We start from the raw sequence: 18,125 nt of genomic DNA on the forward strand, positions 1-18,125 counted from the left end.
ATGAGCGAAATAGTTTGGCAACCTGCTGGCGCTGACGTTGAGAATGCCAACATCACCCGCTTCGCACGGGCCGTGGGTATCAGCGGGTCCTACGACGAGCTGTGGCGGTGGTCGACTGAGGACCTCGAGGGTTTTTGGGAGGCGGTGGTTGATCAGTTCGGCATCCAGTTCCATAAGCAGCCGACGCAGATCCTGGCTGGTCGCTCCATGCCCGGAGCTAGTTGGTTTCCCGGCGCCACGCTCAACTATGCCGAGCATGTCTTCATGGCTAAGAATGACGATGCCGTTGCCATCCAGCACGCGTCGGAGCTGCGCCCGCTGGGAGCGTGGACGTGGGGCGACCTACGACGCGAGACGGCGCGGATCAGGAGTGGGCTGCAGGCGCTTGGCGTTGGTGTCGGCGATGTCGTGGCCGCATACCTTCCCAATGTTCCAGAGACTGTCGCCGCCTTCCTCGCCACGGCCTCCCTGGGGGCCATATGGTCGAGCGCCGCTCCGGAGTTCGGGGCTCGAGCGGTGATCGATCGGTTCGCGCAGATCGAGCCGACGGTCCTCCTGGCGATCGACGGATATCGCTACGGCGGCAGCGACTTCAGCCGTGAGGAGCAGGTGGCGGACATCGCGCGTGAGGTGGGGGCTCCGGTCGTGAGGCTCGGCTATCTGGACGGCACAGGGTGGCAGCCTGACTTCCTCGGACCGGACGACAGCCGGCTCGAGTTCGTCGCCGTCCCCTTCGATCACCCCCTCTGGGTGCTCTACAGCTCCGGCACGACCGGTCTGCCCAAGGCCATCGTCCACAGCCAAGGGGGTGTTCTTGTGGAACTGGTCAAGCACCATCACCTGCACCTCGACGCCCGCCCGAGCGACCGTGTGTTCTGGTTCACCACGACGGGATGGATGATGTGGAACTACCTGGTCAGCTGCTTGCTGACTAAGGCGTCGATCGTGCTCTACGACGGCAGCCCCGCGTCACCCGACCTGGACCGTCTGTGGGACCTGGCCGAAGAGACGGGCACGACCATCTTCGGAACCAGCCCCGCCTACCTCGCCTCGTGCCAGAAGGCCGGGCTGGAGCCAGCACGCGGACGGGACCTGTCTGCCATTCGATCGATCGGCGCCACCGGTTCTCCGCTCTCACCGGAGGCATACACCTGGGTGCGCGACCACGTGGGCGCTGATGTCTGGCTCGCGCCCTCCAGCGGCGGCACTGACGTCGTCACAGCGTTGCTGGCCGGCGTGCCCACCCTCCCCGTCTACCGCGGAGAGCTTCAGGCGCGAGCGCTGGGCGTCAAGGTCGAGGCCTATGACGACACCGGCAAGCCCGTCATCGGCGACGTGGGTGAGCTGGTGGTCACGGCTCCCATGCCGTCGATGCCTGTCGGGCTGTGGAACGACCCGGACGGCTCACGGCTTCGTGCGACGTACTTCGACTACTTCCCCGGTGTGTGGCGCCACGGCGACTGGATCGAGATCACCGATCGCGGAACGGCCATCATCTCGGGACGCAGTGACTCGACCATCAACCGCGGTGGGGTGCGCATGGGTACCAGTGAGATCTACCGCGCCGTTCTGACCGAGGACGCGGTTGTCGATGCGCTCGTTGTCGACATACCGCGCGAAGGCGCCGAGAGCTTCATGCCGGTGTTCGTCGTTCTGCGCGAGCACGTCAGTCTGGACGACGACCTCGTCGCCCGCATCCGGCACAGGATCAGGGAGGACTGCTCACCGCGCCACGTTCCTGACGCGGTGCTGCAGATCGCGGAGGTCCCACGGACCCTGAGCGGAAAGATCCTAGAGGTGCCGGTGAAGCGTATCCTGATGGGCGAGCCGCCTGAGCGTGCGGCAAGCCGGGAGAGCCTCACCAACCCGGCCGCCCTGGACGAGTTCGTGGGGATGGCGCTTCGACGGTGAGCAAGCCGGACTGCGCTGGGCGCCTTGGACATTGGAGTCATCCGGTCCGCGAGGGAGCGACGTGGATGCGCAAGCCGCACTTGAGTCCTGGCTCATCTGATTGACAGACAGTCGGCTCGCGAGGTCGCTGCCTCGCGGTCGTCGATCCGCTGGTAGCTCTTGCATGAGTTGATCCCTTCGGTCTGAAGTTGCATCCAGCGGCTCGCATTCGCCCCGCGGTTGCCAGGACCACACCCAAAATACTAATGCGAAAACTCTTGCATGAGTGTGGTGCTGGTCATACCCTTTTCGATGTAAGGCGAAAATTTCCGCATTAACGTGCGCTGCCAGAGGCGCGTGTGAATGCTCCGCTGATCGAGGAGACACCGTAGATGGAGCGATACAGGCAAGACGGATCGAGCTGTCAAAGTGGGCTCGATCTCGTCGCCCAGCTGGCATGCGTCACATCTAGCTTCGTAGGTTGCTCGCGTGACTTCGCCTGAACGCGTCGAGGCTGGCCGCAAGATGAGCCGCGACGAGGTCGAGGCGCTCGCCCTGACCCACCGTCGCTGGGGACACTGGGGCGGCGATGACGAGCTTGGTGCGATGAACTTCATCGACGCAGACGCCGTCAAGCACGCCGTGACGCTTGTACGCACCGGGCAGGTTGTCTCATGCGCCATGAACTACGACCTGACGGGGCCGCAGACCGGCTACCTCGGACGTTTCAACCCAATGCATTACATGACGCAGGACGGCGGTGACATCCAGCTCGGCGCGCAGGACGATCTTCCAGGCCTCAGGTTCGCCGACGACGTCATCTCGATGCCGCTGCAGTCGGGGACTCACTGGGATGCGTTCAGCCACATCTTCTACAACGACCAGATGTACAACGGCTTCGGGCTTGAGAACGTCACCAGTGCCGGAGCTCGCAAAGGTGCCTTGGAGACCATGCGTGAGCGGTTGACGGGCCGGGGAGTTCTGCTGGACTTCCCACGATTCAAAGGGGTCGACTGGCTCCAGCCGGGCGACGCGATCCACGGTGATGACCTTCTGGCGTGCGCCGAGGCTCAGGGTCTCACGATTGGGCGCGGTGACATCTTGTTGGTGCGCACAGGGCACATGCGCATGTGCCGTGCCCAGGGCTGGGGTGACTACGCGGGTGGGGACTCGCCTGGTCTGAGCCTGGACACCTCGAGCGTCATCGTGGACCGACAGGTGGCTGCCGTGGCGTCCGACACCTGGGGTGTCGAGGTCCGTCCCAACGAGACGGACGAGGTGATGCAGCCGCTGCACGTCGTGCTGCTCGTGAACGCCGGCGTGGTGTTCGGCGAGATGTTCGACCTCGAGCGTCTGGCGGATGCCTGTGCAGCGGATGGCGTGTATGAGTTCTTGTTCATCGCGCCGCCGCTGCCGTTCACCGGGGGAGTCGGCGGACCGCTCAACCCGATCGCGATCCGATGAGCGCGGTGGACTCGGGCCGCGCCCGCGTACGACTCGAGGGGATCTCGAAGCGATATCCCGGCACCATCGCCCTCGACGAGGTCAGCATCGAGGTCCGACCCGGCGACATCCATGCACTGGTCGGCGGCAACGGGTCGGGGAAGTCGACCCTGATCAAGATCCTCTGCGGCGTGGTCGCGTCGGAGCCGGGTGGCTCGATCGAGGTCGGCGGGTCGCCGGCACCCTCGGAGTCGTGGAGCGCCGCTGATGCGCGGTCGGCCGGTGTGCACGCGGTCCATCAGGATCTCGGCGTTTTCCTCGACCTGAACGTCGGCGAGAACCTAGCGATCGGCGAAGGTTTCACGTCCACCAAGTTGGGCGCCATCTCATGGCCCGACGTCTACGGCCGCGCTGCCGCGCTGATCGAACGCTTCATGATCGACGCGACGCCGCAAACGCCGATGCGCAGCCTCAACCAGGTCAACCGGACCCTCGTGGCCATCGCGCGGGCCGTACAGGACGGTGCTCACGACCGTGGGCTGCTCATCCTCGACGAACCCACCGCGTCCTTGCCGGTCGAAGAGTCGGACCTCCTCCTGAGCACGCTCAAGGGCTTCGCAGTCGCTGGCCAGTCGATCTTGTACGTCAGCCACCGGATCGACGAGATCCTCCGCATCGCGGACAGGGTCACGGTGCTTCGGGACGGCCATGTGGCGGGGACGTACGAGGTGGGGGACCTGGACGAGGCGTCACTCGTGCAGCTCATCGTGGGGCGTGAAATCGAGCGTCGGACACCAAGGCCCGCCCCGGCGGTGGGCGACACACCGGTGCTGGAGCTGCGGAACCTGGCCATCGGCCCGCTCGAGAACATCGACTTGAAGGTCGGCGCGGGGGAGATCGTCGGAGTGGCAGGCCTCGTGGGATCGGGGCGCAGCTCACTGCTGCGTGGTGTATTCGGAGTGCACCAGCCCCAAGGTGGCACGATGGAGCTGCTCGGTGTGGATCGACGATTCGCGACCTGCCGAGAGGCCATAGCGGCCGGCGTCGCCTATGTGCCGGAGAACCGCGCCGACGACGCGGCCTTCGCCGACCTGAGTATCGCGGCCAACATCCTCATGCCTGCCCTGCACGACTACCGCTCGGTTGTGGGCATGAGGGACCACGCGATCGTGGAGACGGCCCGCCGCATGATGGGCTCCTTCCTGGTCAAGGCGAGCTCCGCCGATGCCCCGCTCATGACGCTGTCCGGTGGAAACCAGCAGAAGGTGATCCTCGCCCGCTGGATGGGCATGAGACCCAAGCTGCTGCTGCTGGACGAGCCCACCCAGGGGGTCGATGTCGGAGCACGCGCCGAGATCCACGAGCTCATCCGCAGAGCCGCCGACGACGGGATGGCCGTCCTGATGGTCGCCTCGGACCCTGAGGAGCTCGCCCAGGTCGTGGACCGCGCTGTCGTCCTGCGCGCCGGTCGTATCGCCGTCGAGCTCGAGGGCGAGGACATCTCCGCCGACCGACTGACCACCGAAATTCACCGCGGACGAAGTGCCGCCGCATGACCGAACAGGCAGACAATGAGTCACCACACTGAGACCAGCCGGCGCAGCCAGTACACCTGGGTCGCGCGCACGAAGTCCTATCTCGGGAGCAATCCGATCTTGCTACTGGAGCGGGCCGGCCTGATCCTGGCTCTGGCCGTCATGGTCGTCGCGTTCAGCGTGAGCAGCATCGGCTCGCTGTTCGTCAGCCGGGCCAACATCGACAACATCCTGATCGGAGGTGCAGTCGTCGGCATCGTGGCACTGGCCATGCTGCCCCCTCTGATCGCGGGCCACTTCGACCTGTCCGTCGCCGCGGTCGCGTGCGTCAGCAACATCACCGTGGCGTCGGCGATCGGCAACCACGGTGCCCCGGTCGTCATCGGCATCCTGCTCGGCGTGCTCATCGGCGGGCTGATCGGTGCGGTCACCGGATTCCTCGTCGCGAAGCTCAAGCTGAATGCGTTCGTCGTCTCGTTCGGCGTCTACATCCTGCTCAATGGGCTCACGACGTTGTACACGCACGGAGCGCAGATCGTCGCCGGCATCCCGCCCTCGCTCGGCGGTTGGAGCGGCCAGACGGTGCTCGGCGTGCCGCGTCCGTTCGCGGTGGTCGTCGTTGTGGCTCTGCTCCTCTGGTATGCGCTCCTGCACGTCCGGTGGGGGCGCCATCTGGAGGCGATCGGATCCAACGAGGGTGCCGCGCGGCTGGTCGGGATTAACGTCGACCTGTCTGTCTGGGTGGCGTTCATCGTGTCTGGGGGCCTCGCAGGCATCGCAGGGGCATTGCTCACGTCGACTTTGGGCGCAGGCGACCCCACGGCAGCCCTCTCCTACCTGTTCCCCGCCTTTGCCGCAGTGTTCCTGGGCGCCACCACAGTGCGTCCCGGCCGTTACAACGTGGTGGGGACGATCATCGGGGTCTACTTCGTCGGCACGGCGGTCAGCGGCCTCTCGCTGCTCGGGGCTGAGACCTGGGTCCAGCCGACGTTCAACGGCGGCGCGCTGATCCTTGCCGTCGCCCTGTCGACCTACCTCGCACGCGTCAGACAGCGTCGCGAGTCACGGTCGACCATCAGCTCGGGAAATGCCGCGTCTTCCGTCCGGAAGACGTCCCAACTCAGGGATCAAGGCGCCTTGAAATGAATGACCACCTGAAGGAGTGCTCCACCATGTCACCCATGCCACAAGTCCACCGAGGTCGCGCTCGTCGCCGACTGACCGTTGTCGCCGCCTGTGCCCTGCTCGCTGTCGTTGCGGCCTGCGGTGGAAGCACCTCGTCGAGCGAGTCAGGCTCCGACAGCGACAGGCCGGCGTCAGCAGCCTCGTCCGATGCGTTGAAGGCGCTGAAGAAGGGCACTGAGCAGACACCTCCGATCACAGGTCCCGCCCCCAGGAAGGGCGTCACGATCGTCTACGTCTCGTGCGGACAGGTGGCGCCCGGCTGCAAGGACCCCGGTGTCGGCTTGCAAGGGGCAGCGAAGGAGCTGGGCTGGAACGTCAAGATCGTCGACGGCAAGTTCAACGTCGGTGGCGGCTACTCCACCGCGTTCCGCCAGGCGATCGCCCTCAAGCCCGACGCGATCGCTACGGGGGGAATCGACTGTGCGCAGGTCAAGCAGTCGCTCGTCGACGCCAAGGCGGCCAAGATCCCGGTGTTCGACATGCTCGGATCGGACTGTGACGCCAACGGTGGAGAGAAGCTGTTCGCGGCAGACATCATCTATCGCGACGGCGTCACCTCGGCGGCCGACTGGTACGAAGCATATGGACAGCAGAAGGTCCAGTACCTCAAAGCCAAGCTCAACGCTCACGTGCGCCTCATCGACGTTCATTTCAACGACGTACTCCCGTCGCTCGACAAGGGTGTGCGCAGCGAGATCGCCAAGTGCTCGGACTGCAAGATCGTCGCGGACGTCGCGGTCGGCACGGCTGACTCCGCGTCGCCCCAGGGCCCCATCGTGCCGGGAGTCAAGGCCGCTCTCCTGAAGCATCCGGACGCCAATGCACTGCTGGTGCCCTTCGACACTCAGCTGATGGTCACCGGACTGCTGCAGGCGCTCAGCAACAGCCCGACAGGCAAGAAGCTCGTCGTCACCGGTGGCGAAGGAAGCAGTCCCGCCAGTGTCGAAGCCCTGAACCGAGGCCCGATTCCTACGGCATTGGAGGGATACAGCAGCGAGTGGGTCGGTTGGGCCCTCGCCGATGTGGCCAACCGTTACCTCAACGGAGCGCCGCAGGCGCCACAGGGATTCGGGTCGAGAGTCGTCGAGAAGGGCGATGTGCCCGCTGACGGCGGCTACGTGGCCGGGGTCGACTTCAAGGCCGCATACCGGCAGGCGTGGGACGTCAGCAAGTAGCTGTCGCATGACGCACGTGGCAGGGGAGCCCGGTCTCTGGGGCTTCCCTGCCGCCGATGGAGAATCACAATCTATGAAAGGGCTCGACCTGCTCGACACGAAACAGCTCGAGGACCTGAGGCTCGACAGCGACAATGCTGGTTAACAACGCCGGCCTGCAGATCGCCAACCTGATCGAGCGGTTCGTGCCGCAAGACTTTCGGGGAATCAGCACGTTGGTGCTGGAGGCGCCGTTGCCGCATGCGTCCAGTGTTGCCTGGGATGTATGAGCGCGGTTTCGGTCGGACAATCGACATCTCGTCAGTCCACGGCACCCGTGCCTCTCGGCACAAGGCGGCGTACGGTGCAGCGAAGCAGGGGCTCGAAGGGCTGTCCAAGGTGGCGACCACGGAGGAGCCGCGGTTAGCGAGCACGCCGCTCGTCCAGGTCAGGTTACAGACCCGGCCCGCGAGAACGGGATTCCGGAAAGAGGTCACCGCGGGCATGGTCAGGGCAGCGTCCTGTCATGGACAGGGGATTCTCGATCTCACGAATTGCCAGTTGGTCTCCAGGTCCCGTCTCGGAGCTCGCCTGAGGTCCAGCAGGAGAATCTGTGTAGGCGAGGCAGATCTCTACGGCTGCGGCGATGTGGTGTCCATCAGGGCTGCTTCGGGTACGCCCCACGCCATGGCCCAGCCGTCCATAGCGGAGTACTTCCGACCGAGGAAATCAGGCTGATGCAAGTTGGCCGGTCGATACCACGGTGCTGTAATCCACATCACACCATGATATGTATTGACCTCGCTATTCGCGAGTAGAGTCGCGTTAGATATGGTGTCAGTCATGGCTTTACCGAACTCTCAACCCGGTGCGACCCGTCCTGGTGGCCGCACCGCTCGCACGGCGCAGGCCGTGCATCGAGCAGTCTTGGGGATAATTGCCGAGCGAGGTCGCGAAGGTCTCACGATGAAGGAGATCGCCGCGGTCTCCGGTGTTCACGAAGCGACGCTCTATCGCCGGTGGAGGGACGTCGACACCGTCGTCCTGGACGCGGCAACCTCGCAAATAGTGGAGGAGTTGCCCATCCCCGACACGGGATCGATCAGGGGCGATCTCTACGGTTGGGTCGCTGCGGCAGCTAATGGCCTGGCTCGGCCAGGCGGTTTTGCCTTGTTCGAGGCCTTGATTCGCGCTGACGTCGGCGGCAGCGGTGGAGATGCTGACAAAGTACGACGGCGTAGCCAAGCAAGGGCGTACGTTGCTGAGCGCTCCGCGCAGCTGCAGAAAACCATTGACCGGGCACGCGAGCGCGGTGAGACGGTGCCGGACGTAGGGACTCTCCTCGATCGGCTCCTGGGGCCGATCTACGCTCGTGCAGTTTTCGCATACCGTCCCGCGGACGATGACCTCCATCGGCTCGTCGACGACGCGCTACGTGTCGACACTCCCTGACGTGCGCGTCCTGCTTGTCAGGCTCGAACCGCTCCGGCAGTGCGACTGGGCCGGACCGCCGAAGTTGCTCGTCTGAGTCTATCGTCGCGGGCGAGCCTCCCAGGCGTCCTTGATTCCTCGTGTGGCCCGAGTCAGGATCTCGTGAGCTGAGAGGTTGCCCGGTAAGGCGCCGGCAGACGAAGGGTCGGTGAGTAGCTCGATGTCGAACCAGCCGAGGTAGCCGGCTCGATCGAGTGCCCCGAGGATCTGATCGAACCGGATCGAGCCCTCTCCGGGAATGGCTCGGTTGAGGCCCGTGTCGCTGCCATGAGGGGCGTCGCCGAGCTGGACGATGCTGAATAAGGAGGCATAGTCCTCGATGTCGGCGAAGAGGGTCGGCGAATCATGATGGTGCCAGACGTCAAAGATGATCCCGACATTCGGCGCGTTAATCTCCTCGATCAGGAGTGCGGTCTCTGCCAGAGACGAGACGATGGAGGCCTCGGGAGCGAAGCGCGCGCGGATGGGCTCGATCCCGATCAGCGCTCCTGTGTTCGCTGCCGCTGCGCTCACGCGGCGATACCCGTCGATCACGATCTGCCGTTGCTCAGACTCTTGGAGTGACTGGTCCACGCCGGTGAGCGTGATGAATTGTGACGGCTGGAAGCGTTCGAACCGAGCGATCGACGTGATCATCTGTTCGATGCGCACATGCGGATCCGTGTCGCCGCCGAACATCTCGACGGGAAGGATGCTCGGTGTAGCAGGTACGCACAAGGTGGCCTGCAGGTCTGCGGCACTGAGCATCTCGGCGAGCTCCTCGTCCCGCGCTTCGCCAAGCTTCTGCTCCTCGACACCCAGTCCGCGCAGGTCGACGTCGCGCGTGACCTCCACATCATCCTCGAATGGTGTGCCCACCAGAGTCATCTGATTGACAGCCAGTCGGCTCGCGAGGTCGCTGCCTCGCGGTCGTCGATCCGGTGCAAGCTCCTGCATGAGTCGATTCCCTTCGGTCCGAAGTCGCATCCAGCGCCTCGCGTTGGCCCGGCGGTTGCCGGCCGCCCGTAAATACTAACGCGAAATCTCTTGCATGAGTGCGATGCAGACCATACGCTTTTCACGGTAAGGCGAATTTCCTCGCATTACTGTGAGACGCCCGGGAGCGCGTGTCGATGCTCCGCTGATCGAGGAGAAACCGTTGATGGAGCAGTACACACATGAGGGCTCGACGACCACGACTGGGCTCGATCTCGTGGCCCAGCTCGTGTACGAGCAGGACGTCCCGATCCCGATGCGCGATGGAGTGGTGCTCGCTGCCGACGTGTTCAGGCCCGTCGGGGACGCCCCATCGCCCGTGCTGCTCAGCTACGGCGGTTACGGCAAGAACCTTCCCATGCAACTCGCGTATCCGGCCGCCTGGCGGATCCTCGTAGAGCAACAACCGGAAGTGCTGATCGGATCGTCAGGCCGGCTGATGTCCTGGGAGCTGCCCGACCCCGAACGGTGGGTCCCGTTCGGTTACACGGTCGTTCGGGTCGACGCACGTGGTACGGGCCGGTCGCCGGGAGTCATGGACAACATGTCGGCCACGGAGGCCGACGACATCTACGACGCCGTCGAGTGGGCTGCTCAACAGTCGTGGAGCACGGGAAAGATCGGGCTGACGGGCATCTCCTACATGGCGATCGTGCAATGGACCGCAGCAGCGCGAAAGCCGCCACACCTCGCCGCGATGTGCCCATGGGAGGGCGCGTCCGACTGGTATCGCGACGTGGCGCGACACGGTGGCATTCTCAGCGAGTTCACGCGAACGTGGTTCCACGGGCAGCCCCTCAAGATTCAGCACGGGCGAGGTTCACGAGGATGGATCAACCAGTTCACGGGAGAGCCCGCATCTGGGGCCGTAGAGCTGACCGACGACGAGCTCGAGCGCAATCGTCTGGACCCTTCAGCAGGAATGCGGGAGCACGAGCTCGACGGTCAGTACTACCGCGCTCGCTCACCAAGGTATGAAGACGTTCGAGTTCCGCTGCTCTCGGCCGGCAACTGGGGCGGCGGCGGATTGCATCTACGCGGAAACGTCGAAGGCTACGTCAACGCGGCGTCTCCACAAAAGTGGCTCGAGATTCACGGCGGCAATCACTGGACTCGGTTCTACAGCGACGAAGGCGTCGAGCTGCAGCGACGGTTCTACGACTTCTTCCTGAAGGGGGAGGGCGACTGGGGAGACGAGCCGCCCGTCCACCTGCAGATCAGGCATCCGGGTGAGGTGTTCATCGCCCGGAAGGAGAACGAATGGCCACTTGCTCGCACTGAGTGGACATCTTTGCACCTTTCAGCCGGGGATCTGAGCCTCAGCACTGAGACACCCGGTGTCGAGACGACGGCAACCTTCGAGGCGCTGGGAGCGGGACTGGACTTGCGGACCGCTCCGTTCACCGAGGTCACGGAGATCACGGGGCCTCTGGCGTGCCATCTCTGGATCTCGTCGAACCAGTCGGATGCGGATGTGTTCGTCGTCCTGAGACTCTTCGACCCCGACGGCGCCGAGGTTCTGTTCGAAGGATCAGTGGATCCGCTGATGGCTTTGACGCAGGGTTGGCTGCGCGCGTCGCACCGTGAGCTCGACCCGCAGAAGTCGCTGCCCTACAGGCCGTACCACCCACATGAGCGTGAGCTGCCACTGACGCCAGGCGAACCGGTCGAGCTGGCCATCGAGGTGTGGCCGACATCCATCGTGGTGCCCGTGGGCTACCGGCTGGGCCTCACGATCCTCGGGCGCGACTTCGATCACGGTCGACGTGACGCGCCGGAAGGGATGATGCCGTTCGAGTCAACTGGAGTGGGTCCGTTCACCCACAGCGACCCCGATGACCGTCCCTCGAACGAGCTCGCCTCGACGCACATCACCGTGCTGACCGGACCCCAGTACCCATCCAGGCTTCTGGTGCCGATCATCCCTGACGTGAATGGCCCGAGCGGCGAAGACGGCAGTGAGGGGACCGGGCAGTGATCAACCACGTCATGATGTTTTGGTTCACACCCGGCACCGAACCTGCACAACGAGATGAGGTTCTCGACGGGATCCGACGTTTTTCCGACATCCCGTCGGTCCAACGTGTCGTGGTCAGTGAGAATCGCGAGTTTCCTGAGACGTCAGCGCCGTTCACCCATACGGCGATCCTGAGCTTCGACGACCGGGAAGGGCGCAGCGCGTTCTTCGGTGACGAGCGGCATCGGTCGCTGCGCCAGAAGGCAATGGCCGTGTTCGGCGACCTCAAGACGATGAGTGTCCGCGATCATGAAGGGCCTGACCTCGAGCGCTACGCCGAAATGCTCAGAGAAGCCGAGCGCGCCCGGGCGCCCATCGACCCGCTGACGGAACAAGAGCCGGAATTGAGCGCCAATGACGCCTACCGCATCCAGCAGATCAACGTGGCGCAGAGGATCAGCGATGGTGGCGAGGTTGTCGGCCAGAAGGTCGGTCTGACAGCAGTCGTCATGCAGGAGCAGCTGGGCGTCAACGAGCCTGATTACGGCGTGCTGTTCGCTGACATGCTCGTCGGGAACGACGATCCGATGTCAGTCTCCGCGATGATCCAGCCACGTGTCGAAGCCGAGATCGCCTTTGTGATGGAGCGTGAACTCTGCGGCCCCGGGGTGACCGAAGCGCAAGCGCTTTCGGCGGTGTCGGGCGCGCTGCCCGTGATCGAGGTCATCGACAGCCGAATCACCGACTGGCGGATCAAGCTACCTGACACTGTCGCGGACAATGCCTCCTGCGCAAGGGTTGTACGCGGGAGAGACGTGACCCCGCTCGAGGGGCTGGACCTGGCGCAGATCGAGCTGGTCCTTTCGATCAACGGCAAGCGCGTCGCGTCTGGGCTGGGCTCGGCGGTGCTTGGCAACCCAATCCGTGGCGTCGTATGGCTCGCCAACAAGCTCGGGGAGCTGGGCGGATCTCTTCGCCCGGGCGACCTGGTCCTTGCCGGTGCACTCCATGCATCCCTGCCGGTCGCGGCAGGGGAGTCGGTACGTGCCGAGTTCACCGACATCGGCGCCGTCACGGCCCAGTTCTCCGCCTGACGCCGAGAATCATTCATCCACCGAGAAGGACACGAGCATGAACCACAAGACGAAAGTCGCCATCATCGGATCGGGAAACATCGGGACGGATCTGATGATCAAGGTGCTGCAGAACGCCAAGCATCTCGAGATGGCGGCGATGGTCGGCATCGATCCGGACTCCGACGGGCTGGCTCGCGCGGCTGGCCTGGGTGTCGCGGTCACGCACGAGGGTGTCGAGGGCCTGATGGCCCTGCCCGGCTTCGACGACATCGAGATCGTGTTCGACGCGACATCTGCAAAGGCGCACGTCGCCAACGCCGCGAAGCTCGCACCCCTCGGCAAGCGGCTGATCGACCTGACCCCCGCCGCCATCGGTCCGTTCGTGGTGCCCGCCGTCAACCTCGAGGAGAACCTCGCCGTCCAGAACGTCAACATGGTGACCTGCGGTGGTCAGGCGACGATTCCGATCGTCGCAGCGGTCTCCCGGGTCACGAACGTCGCCTACGCCGAGATCGTCGCCTCGATCTCGTCGCGCTCGGCCGGCCCCGGCACTCGCGCGAACATCGATGAGTTCACCGAGACGACGTCGCACGCTATCGAGCAGGTCGGCGGAGCCGAGCGGGGCAAGGCCATCATCATCCTCAACCCGGCCGAGCCCCCGTTGATCATGCGCGACACAGTCTTCTGCCTCATCGACGCGAGCGACCCCTCGGTGCACGACCAGGTCCGCGAGTCGATCGGCAAGATGATCGACGACGTGGCCTCGTACGTGCCGGGCTATCGCCTCAAGCAGGACGTGCAGATCGACGCGCTCGACGGCGACCAGCCCGTTCACACCCTCCTCGCGGAGGGTTCGGCGAGCCACCCGACCCACCGCGTCTCGGTGTTCCTGGAGGTCGAGGGCGCGGYCCACTACCTGCCCGCCTACGCCGGCAACCTCGACATCATGACGTCCGCCGGCCTCCAGGTCGCCGAGCGCATGGCACAGCAGAAGGAGAACCTTTCATGACCCGCCTCTTCATCCAGGACGTGACGCTGCGCGACGGCATGCACGCGATCCGTCACCGGATCACGCCCGAGCGGGTTGGCACGATCGTCGCGGCCCTTGACCGGGCGGGCGTCGACGCGATTGAGGTCGCTCACGGCGACGGACTCGCCGGTGGCTCGGTGAACTACGGCCCTGGGTCCAACAGCGACTGGGAGTGGATCGAGGTCGCGGCCGCCAACATCACCAACGCCCGCCTGACGACCTTGCTGCTGCCGGGTGTCGGCACGATCGAGGAGCTCAAGCGCGCCTATGCGTTGGGAGTCCGCTCCGTCCGTGTGGCGACCCATTGCACCGAGGCCGACGTCTCGGCGCAACACATCTCGACCGCCCGCGAGATCGGGATGGACGTGTCGGGCTTCCTGATGATGAGCCACATGGCCGAGCCGGCGCAGCTGGCCGAGCAGGCGAAGAAGATGGAGAGCTACGGGGCGCACTGCGTCTATGTCACGGACTCGGGCGGTCGGCTGACGATGAACGGCGTGCGGGACCGCGTCCGTGCATACCGCGATGTGCTCGACGAGGGGACCGAGATCGGCATCCACGCTCACGAGAACCTGTCGTTGTCGGTGGCCAACTCGGTCGTCGCGGTCGAGAACGGTGTCGTACGCGTCGACGCGTCGCTGGCGGGTCATGGCGCCGGGGCGGGCAACTGCCCCATCGAGGCGTTCATCGCCGTCGCCGACATCATGGGGTTGGAGCACGGTTGTGACATCTTTGCGCTGCAGGACGCCGCCGACGACATCGTCCGGCCGCTGCAGGACCGGCCCGTGCGGGTCGATCGAGAGACGCTGACCCTGGGATATGCGGGCGTCTACTCCAGCTTCCTGCGGCACGCGGAGACCGCCAGCGCGCGCTATGACATCGACGTCCGCTCGATCCTGATGGAGGCGGGACGCCGCAAGCTCGTGGGCGGTCAGGAGGACATGATCGTTGACATCGCGCTCGATATGTCGGGATCGGAAGCATCCGCCGGTTGATCGACGACGGTGCTGGACGTCATGGATGTCGTCGTGTTCGGGAGTATGCGCAACCTTGCGGACGCGCTGTGCGCCGCAAATGGCGATCCCCGAGCGCGGCGACTCCAGAGTAGTAGCCCTGCCGACTTAACTTAGGACCCCAAACCCCACCGCGACCGGCACCCTGATCGGGGCGCCGCGGCAATAGATCGATACCCGAACCCCGGGTCCTCGAGGTGGGCGTCGCGGGGTTGCCGCGCGTTGCCAGGGCTTTAAGCAACTGGTAGGGCAGTTCCTCGTCCTCGACGACCTCGACTCGTGCGGGCTTGTAGGCGGTCGAGTGTCCGTGGTGGGCCGGGCTCCCCGATCGCCCGTTGAGCGAACAAGGGGTTCTCGATGTTGTGCAGTTGCTCCGAGGACACAAAGGCGAGCCACTATTTCGTCAGAACGCCTGCTGACTGATGTCCCGGTCGTTGCCTACGGTGTCATCAATTCGATCGACGGAGGAATCGTGTCGGACGGGCCCGAACAGTTCCTCGTCCTGACGGCGAGCTGCTTGGGATCCGACTTACTCAGACTCCTAGAGCAGCGGGGCCAGGAACTGGCTCTCCGTGTGCGCTTCACGATGCGCACTGGTATCGACCGAGGCGTACAGCCGGATCATCGTCAAGGTCTATGGCAATTACAGCGTCGGCCTGGAGCCCGGAATCATAGCAACGAAAGTAGGCGACCCTGATGAGAAACATCGAGATGACGGCGATCGAGCAGACTGGCGCGATCGGAGAGGTCCAGGTGGCTGCCCGGATCATCGAGGTGTTTACCTGCGCGGGCGTGTCTGCATGGTTGGTGAGGACGTGGCTGGCATGTGCCGGCGCAGTCCGGCAATGGATGAAGTGCTCTGTCTTTCGCTCTGTCGGCGAGCGTGGGCTGACTCATGAGGCGAGCGACCGGACACTCCCTCACTCCGATCACTCCTCGTGCCTATCGGTCACGAACGATCCTGGCCCTGGCATCGAAGCTCTTGCCGTGCACGTCGAGGCAAAGCCGCCGAGCATTCCAGATGTTGTGGATGTCCAGCCACCGAGCCGTCAGACCTGCATCGCGTCAAACGGTCACTCATCATGACTGCGGAGCGATCGAAGCGCGTGCTGTCCAACGCCGCGGTGCCTCCGAAGGTTCTGACAAACCCTTTGGATGACGCTCGTAAGCAGCTGCGCCAAGCTGTGGATGTGCTGGGCTATGAGGAGAGCATCTATTCGATGCTTGCCGTACCTCGTCGTGAGGTGACGGTCAGCGTGCCGCTTCGCCGCGACGACGGGACGATCGAGGTATTTACCGGCCACCGGGTGCAGCACAATCTGTCGCGAGGGCCGGCGAAAGGTGGGCTCCGCTTCAGCCCGGATGTGCACCTCGACGAGGTACGCGCCCTGGCGATGTGGATGACGTGGAAGTGTGCACTTCTCGACGTCCCGTACGGCGGCGCCAAAGGCGGCATCACGATCGACCCGCGGCAGTACAGCAAAGGAGAGCTCGAACGCGTAACGCGCCGATACACCAGCGAGATCTCCCCTGTGCTCGGACCCAACACCGACATCCCAGCGCCCGACATCGGTACGGACGAACAAACCATGGCTTGGGTTATGGACACCTACTCTGCCGCGCGCGGGCACACGGTTCTCGGCGTAGTGACCGGCAAGCCGCTCAGCTTAGGGGGTTCCCAAGGACGTCTTCTGGCGACGTCGAACGGCGTCGTCTACGTGACTATGGCTGCCCTGGCCGACGCCGGCCTGCTTCCCCGGGACACCTCTGTCGCGATCCAGGGTTTCGGCAAAGTTGGTCTTGGTGCGGCGCGCCTTCTGCATCAAGCTGGAGCCCGAGTGGTGGCGGTCAGCGACCAGTATGGCGCTGTGCACCGTTCTGATGGCCTGGACATCGCGGCGCTCGAGGCGCATGTTGAAGCGCATGGGTCGGTGGTCGACTTCCCGGACTGCGAGTCCATGCCCGACAAGGAAACGCTTCTCGAACTCGACGTCACGGTGCTAATTCCAGCGGCGGTTGAGAGCGTGATCAACGAGCGAAACGCCGATCGCATCCGCGCGCGAATCATTGTGGAGGGCGCGAACGGCCCGACCACCGCCATGGCCGACGAGATATTGAGAGCGGCGGGCGTTCTCGTGGTTCCTGACATCCTCGCCAATGCCGGCGGAGTGGTCGTGTCGTACTTCGAGTGGGTCCAAGCCAACCAGGCCTATTGGTGGAGGGAGCAGGAGGTTGAGCAGAGGCTCGAGGAGCGGATGAAGCTTGCTTGGACCCGCGTCACACAGCACGCGAGGGTGCACGACCTCACCCTGCGCGCTGCTGCCACTTCGCTGGCAGTGAAGACGGTCGCGGAGGCGCATCGAGCGAGAGGCCTATACCCGTGAGCCCAACTGCAGCTTCGACGAGGCCTCCGGACCTCGATCAGCGTCACAGTCGCGCCTTCGGATCCCCCAGCGCGAGTAGAGTGCTGCGCACGTTCGAGGCCAGCGGTCGGGAGCTCGCGCTCCTCGCTAAGGGAGCGAAGGATGCGCGCTGGATATAACGGGGCTCGGCATCCATCAGGTCGCGGACGTCCGCGTTTGTGACGGTGACCGCCACGCTGGTTGCAAGGCGTGCCCGCAGACAACTGGTGGACTATGTCGCCCGTCCGCAGCTGGGCGAGCGCAACGCATCGTCGTGGCTCATGCCCACGGATGGACGCTGGTGTCCGCCGACCGGTGTACGCGGCGCAACGGGTAGACGAAACTCGTGAGGTCTCCGCAACAATAAAAAGAGAGTTCGGTAGCAACGCGAGAGACTACGCACGGCACCAGCCGTGTGTAGCGTGGTGTGGCCGAGATACTCAAGGGCGGCGTCATCATGGATGTCGTCTCTGTCGAGCAGGCGAAGATCGCCGAGGACGCCGGCGCGGTGGCCGTCATGGCTCTCGAGCGCGTCCCGCCGACATCCGCGCCCAGGGCGGGGTGTCCCGCATGAGCGACCCCGACATGATCGACTGCATCATCGATGCCGTCCCCTGCACGAGAGTTCGCGGCAAAAGAATGAACACATGCAGAGTCGGTGCAGATCGGTGATCACGATGTCACGACGCCCCGCCCAACAGGTCTGCCGTCGGGTGTCCTGAGCGGCTGATTCCAGCGGTAACGCGGGGTGGGAACGCGGCACCCCGACGCCCTGGGTTTCGCCAACAGGACCGGGTCTAGTACCTGTGCCTCCGTGCCTTAGTCGGCGGGGCAGCCCTTTGGGAGTGCGAGCTGATCATGTGGCTGGCCCTGGCACCCCTCGCCTGGGACGGGTCCTCGGAAGGTCGTCGGTCCTGGAATGCGCAGGCGCATCAGCACGGCATTGGCTGTCCGATGTCTGGCTGTTTCAGGAG

The 18,125-nt window shown here is 64.6% G+C and carries 15 protein-coding genes and 1 pseudogene; 15 read left to right on the forward strand and 1 reads right to left on the reverse strand.

The genetic code is table 11. The features are described from left to right. From AC1DVU_RS15965 to AC1DVU_RS16000, 8 genes are all read left to right on the forward strand, one after another. Positions 1-1,911 carry an acetoacetate--CoA ligase gene (locus tag AC1DVU_RS15965; RefSeq protein WP_476923444.1) on the forward strand — a complete coding sequence of 637 codons (1,911 nt, stop codon included), beginning with the start codon at positions 1-3 and terminating at the stop codon, positions 1,909-1,911. Between the two features lie 468 nt (positions 1,912-2,379). Then, positions 2,380-3,354 carry a cyclase family protein gene (locus AC1DVU_RS15970; protein WP_476923445.1) on the forward strand — a complete coding sequence of 325 codons (975 nt, stop codon included), beginning with the start codon at positions 2,380-2,382 and terminating at the stop codon, positions 3,352-3,354. After that, complete coding sequence (locus AC1DVU_RS15975; RefSeq protein WP_476923446.1) at positions 3,351-4,889, forward strand: sugar ABC transporter ATP-binding protein; 1,539 nt, start codon at positions 3,351-3,353, stop codon at positions 4,887-4,889. Before AC1DVU_RS15970 ends, AC1DVU_RS15975 begins: the two co-directional genes overlap by 4 nt. Before the next feature lie 15 nt (positions 4,890-4,904). After that, positions 4,905-6,014 (forward strand): ABC transporter permease, encoded by a 1,110-nt coding sequence (locus tag AC1DVU_RS15980; protein ID WP_476923447.1) that lies wholly within the window; start codon positions 4,905-4,907, stop codon positions 6,012-6,014. Positions 6,015-6,049: 35 nt separating this feature from the next. Further along, complete coding sequence (locus AC1DVU_RS15985; RefSeq protein ID WP_476923448.1) at positions 6,050-7,228, forward strand: sugar ABC transporter substrate-binding protein; 1,179 nt, start codon at positions 6,050-6,052, stop codon at positions 7,226-7,228. Between the two features lie 134 nt (positions 7,229-7,362). Then, positions 7,363-7,497, forward strand: a complete 135-nt coding sequence (locus tag AC1DVU_RS15990; protein WP_476923449.1) for a hypothetical protein — start codon at positions 7,363-7,365, stop codon at positions 7,495-7,497. Beyond that, positions 7,490-7,945 carry an SDR family NAD(P)-dependent oxidoreductase gene (locus AC1DVU_RS15995; RefSeq protein ID WP_476923450.1) on the forward strand — a complete coding sequence of 152 codons (456 nt, stop codon included), beginning with the start codon at positions 7,490-7,492 and terminating at the stop codon, positions 7,943-7,945. Before AC1DVU_RS15990 ends, AC1DVU_RS15995 begins: the two co-directional genes overlap by 8 nt. Before the next feature lie 105 nt (positions 7,946-8,050). Further along, a complete protein-coding gene (locus tag AC1DVU_RS16000; protein WP_476923451.1) occupies positions 8,051-8,659 on the forward strand; it encodes a TetR/AcrR family transcriptional regulator in 609 nt (202 codons plus the stop codon). A gap of 78 nt (positions 8,660-8,737) precedes the next feature. Here AC1DVU_RS16000 and AC1DVU_RS16005 read toward each other — a convergent pair whose 3' ends face one another. After that, complete coding sequence (locus AC1DVU_RS16005) at positions 8,738-9,634, reverse strand: sugar phosphate isomerase/epimerase family protein (protein WP_476923452.1); 897 nt, start codon at positions 9,632-9,634, stop codon at positions 8,738-8,740. A gap of 205 nt (positions 9,635-9,839) precedes the next feature. Here AC1DVU_RS16005 and AC1DVU_RS16010 point away from each other — a divergent pair, with 205 nt between their 5' ends. The 7 genes and pseudogenes from AC1DVU_RS16010 to AC1DVU_RS16040 form a co-directional block, all read left to right on the forward strand. After that, on the forward strand, positions 9,840-11,651 hold the full coding sequence (locus AC1DVU_RS16010) for a CocE/NonD family hydrolase (RefSeq protein ID WP_476923453.1): 1,812 nt from the start codon (positions 9,840-9,842) through the stop codon (positions 11,649-11,651). Next, positions 11,648-12,724 (forward strand): fumarylacetoacetate hydrolase family protein, encoded by a 1,077-nt coding sequence (locus AC1DVU_RS16015; RefSeq protein WP_476923454.1) that lies wholly within the window; start codon positions 11,648-11,650, stop codon positions 12,722-12,724. Before AC1DVU_RS16010 ends, AC1DVU_RS16015 begins: the two co-directional genes overlap by 4 nt. Before the next feature lie 37 nt (positions 12,725-12,761). Beyond that, positions 12,762-13,715, forward strand: a complete 954-nt coding sequence (locus AC1DVU_RS16020; RefSeq protein ID WP_476923455.1) for an acetaldehyde dehydrogenase (acetylating) — start codon at positions 12,762-12,764, stop codon at positions 13,713-13,715. After that, a complete protein-coding gene (gene dmpG, locus AC1DVU_RS16025; protein ID WP_476923456.1) occupies positions 13,712-14,731 on the forward strand; it encodes a 4-hydroxy-2-oxovalerate aldolase in 1,020 nt (339 codons plus the stop codon). Before AC1DVU_RS16020 ends, dmpG begins: the two co-directional genes overlap by 4 nt. A 714-nt stretch (positions 14,732-15,445) precedes the next feature. After that, complete coding sequence (locus AC1DVU_RS16030) at positions 15,446-15,835, forward strand: hypothetical protein (RefSeq protein ID WP_476923457.1); 390 nt, start codon at positions 15,446-15,448, stop codon at positions 15,833-15,835. Then, the gene (locus AC1DVU_RS16035) at positions 15,832-17,133 is read left to right on the forward strand and encodes a Glu/Leu/Phe/Val family dehydrogenase (RefSeq protein WP_476923458.1); all 1,302 of its coding nucleotides are present in this window, start codon (positions 15,832-15,834) and stop codon (positions 17,131-17,133) included. Before AC1DVU_RS16030 ends, AC1DVU_RS16035 begins: the two co-directional genes overlap by 4 nt. 445 nt (positions 17,134-17,578) lie before the next feature. Further along, positions 17,579-17,763: pseudogene (locus AC1DVU_RS16040) on the forward strand (pyridoxal 5'-phosphate synthase lyase subunit PdxS); the annotation flags it as partial. Between the last annotated feature and the right edge of the window lie 362 nt (positions 17,764-18,125).

The organism is Aeromicrobium sp. P2_G6, assembly GCF_056403535.1.

Bases quoted from the DNA above. Each gene is read 5' to 3' on its own strand.
- AC1DVU_RS15965 (WP_476923444.1), top strand. From the start codon at position 1: ATGAGCGAAATAGTTTGGCAACCTGCTGGCGCTGACGTTGAGAATGCC.
- AC1DVU_RS15995 (WP_476923450.1), top strand. From the start codon at position 7,490: ATGTATGAGCGCGGTTTCGGTCGGACAATCGACATCTCGTCAGTCCAC.
- AC1DVU_RS16005 (WP_476923452.1), bottom strand. From the start codon at position 9,634: ATGCAGGAGCTTGCACCGGATCGACGACCGCGAGGCAGCGACCTCGCG.
- AC1DVU_RS15990 (WP_476923449.1), top strand. From the start codon at position 7,363: ATGCTGGTTAACAACGCCGGCCTGCAGATCGCCAACCTGATCGAGCGG.
- AC1DVU_RS16035 (WP_476923458.1), top strand. From the start codon at position 15,832: ATGACTGCGGAGCGATCGAAGCGCGTGCTGTCCAACGCCGCGGTGCCT.
- AC1DVU_RS15985 (WP_476923448.1), top strand. From the start codon at position 6,050: ATGCCACAAGTCCACCGAGGTCGCGCTCGTCGCCGACTGACCGTTGTC.
- dmpG (WP_476923456.1), top strand. From the start codon at position 13,712: ATGACCCGCCTCTTCATCCAGGACGTGACGCTGCGCGACGGCATGCAC.
- AC1DVU_RS15975 (WP_476923446.1), top strand. From the start codon at position 3,351: ATGAGCGCGGTGGACTCGGGCCGCGCCCGCGTACGACTCGAGGGGATC.
- AC1DVU_RS16030 (WP_476923457.1), top strand. From the start codon at position 15,446: ATGAGAAACATCGAGATGACGGCGATCGAGCAGACTGGCGCGATCGGA.
- AC1DVU_RS16010 (WP_476923453.1), top strand. From the start codon at position 9,840: ATGGAGCAGTACACACATGAGGGCTCGACGACCACGACTGGGCTCGAT.
- AC1DVU_RS15980 (WP_476923447.1), top strand. From the start codon at position 4,905: ATGAGTCACCACACTGAGACCAGCCGGCGCAGCCAGTACACCTGGGTC.
- AC1DVU_RS16000 (WP_476923451.1), top strand. From the start codon at position 8,051: ATGGCTTTACCGAACTCTCAACCCGGTGCGACCCGTCCTGGTGGCCGC.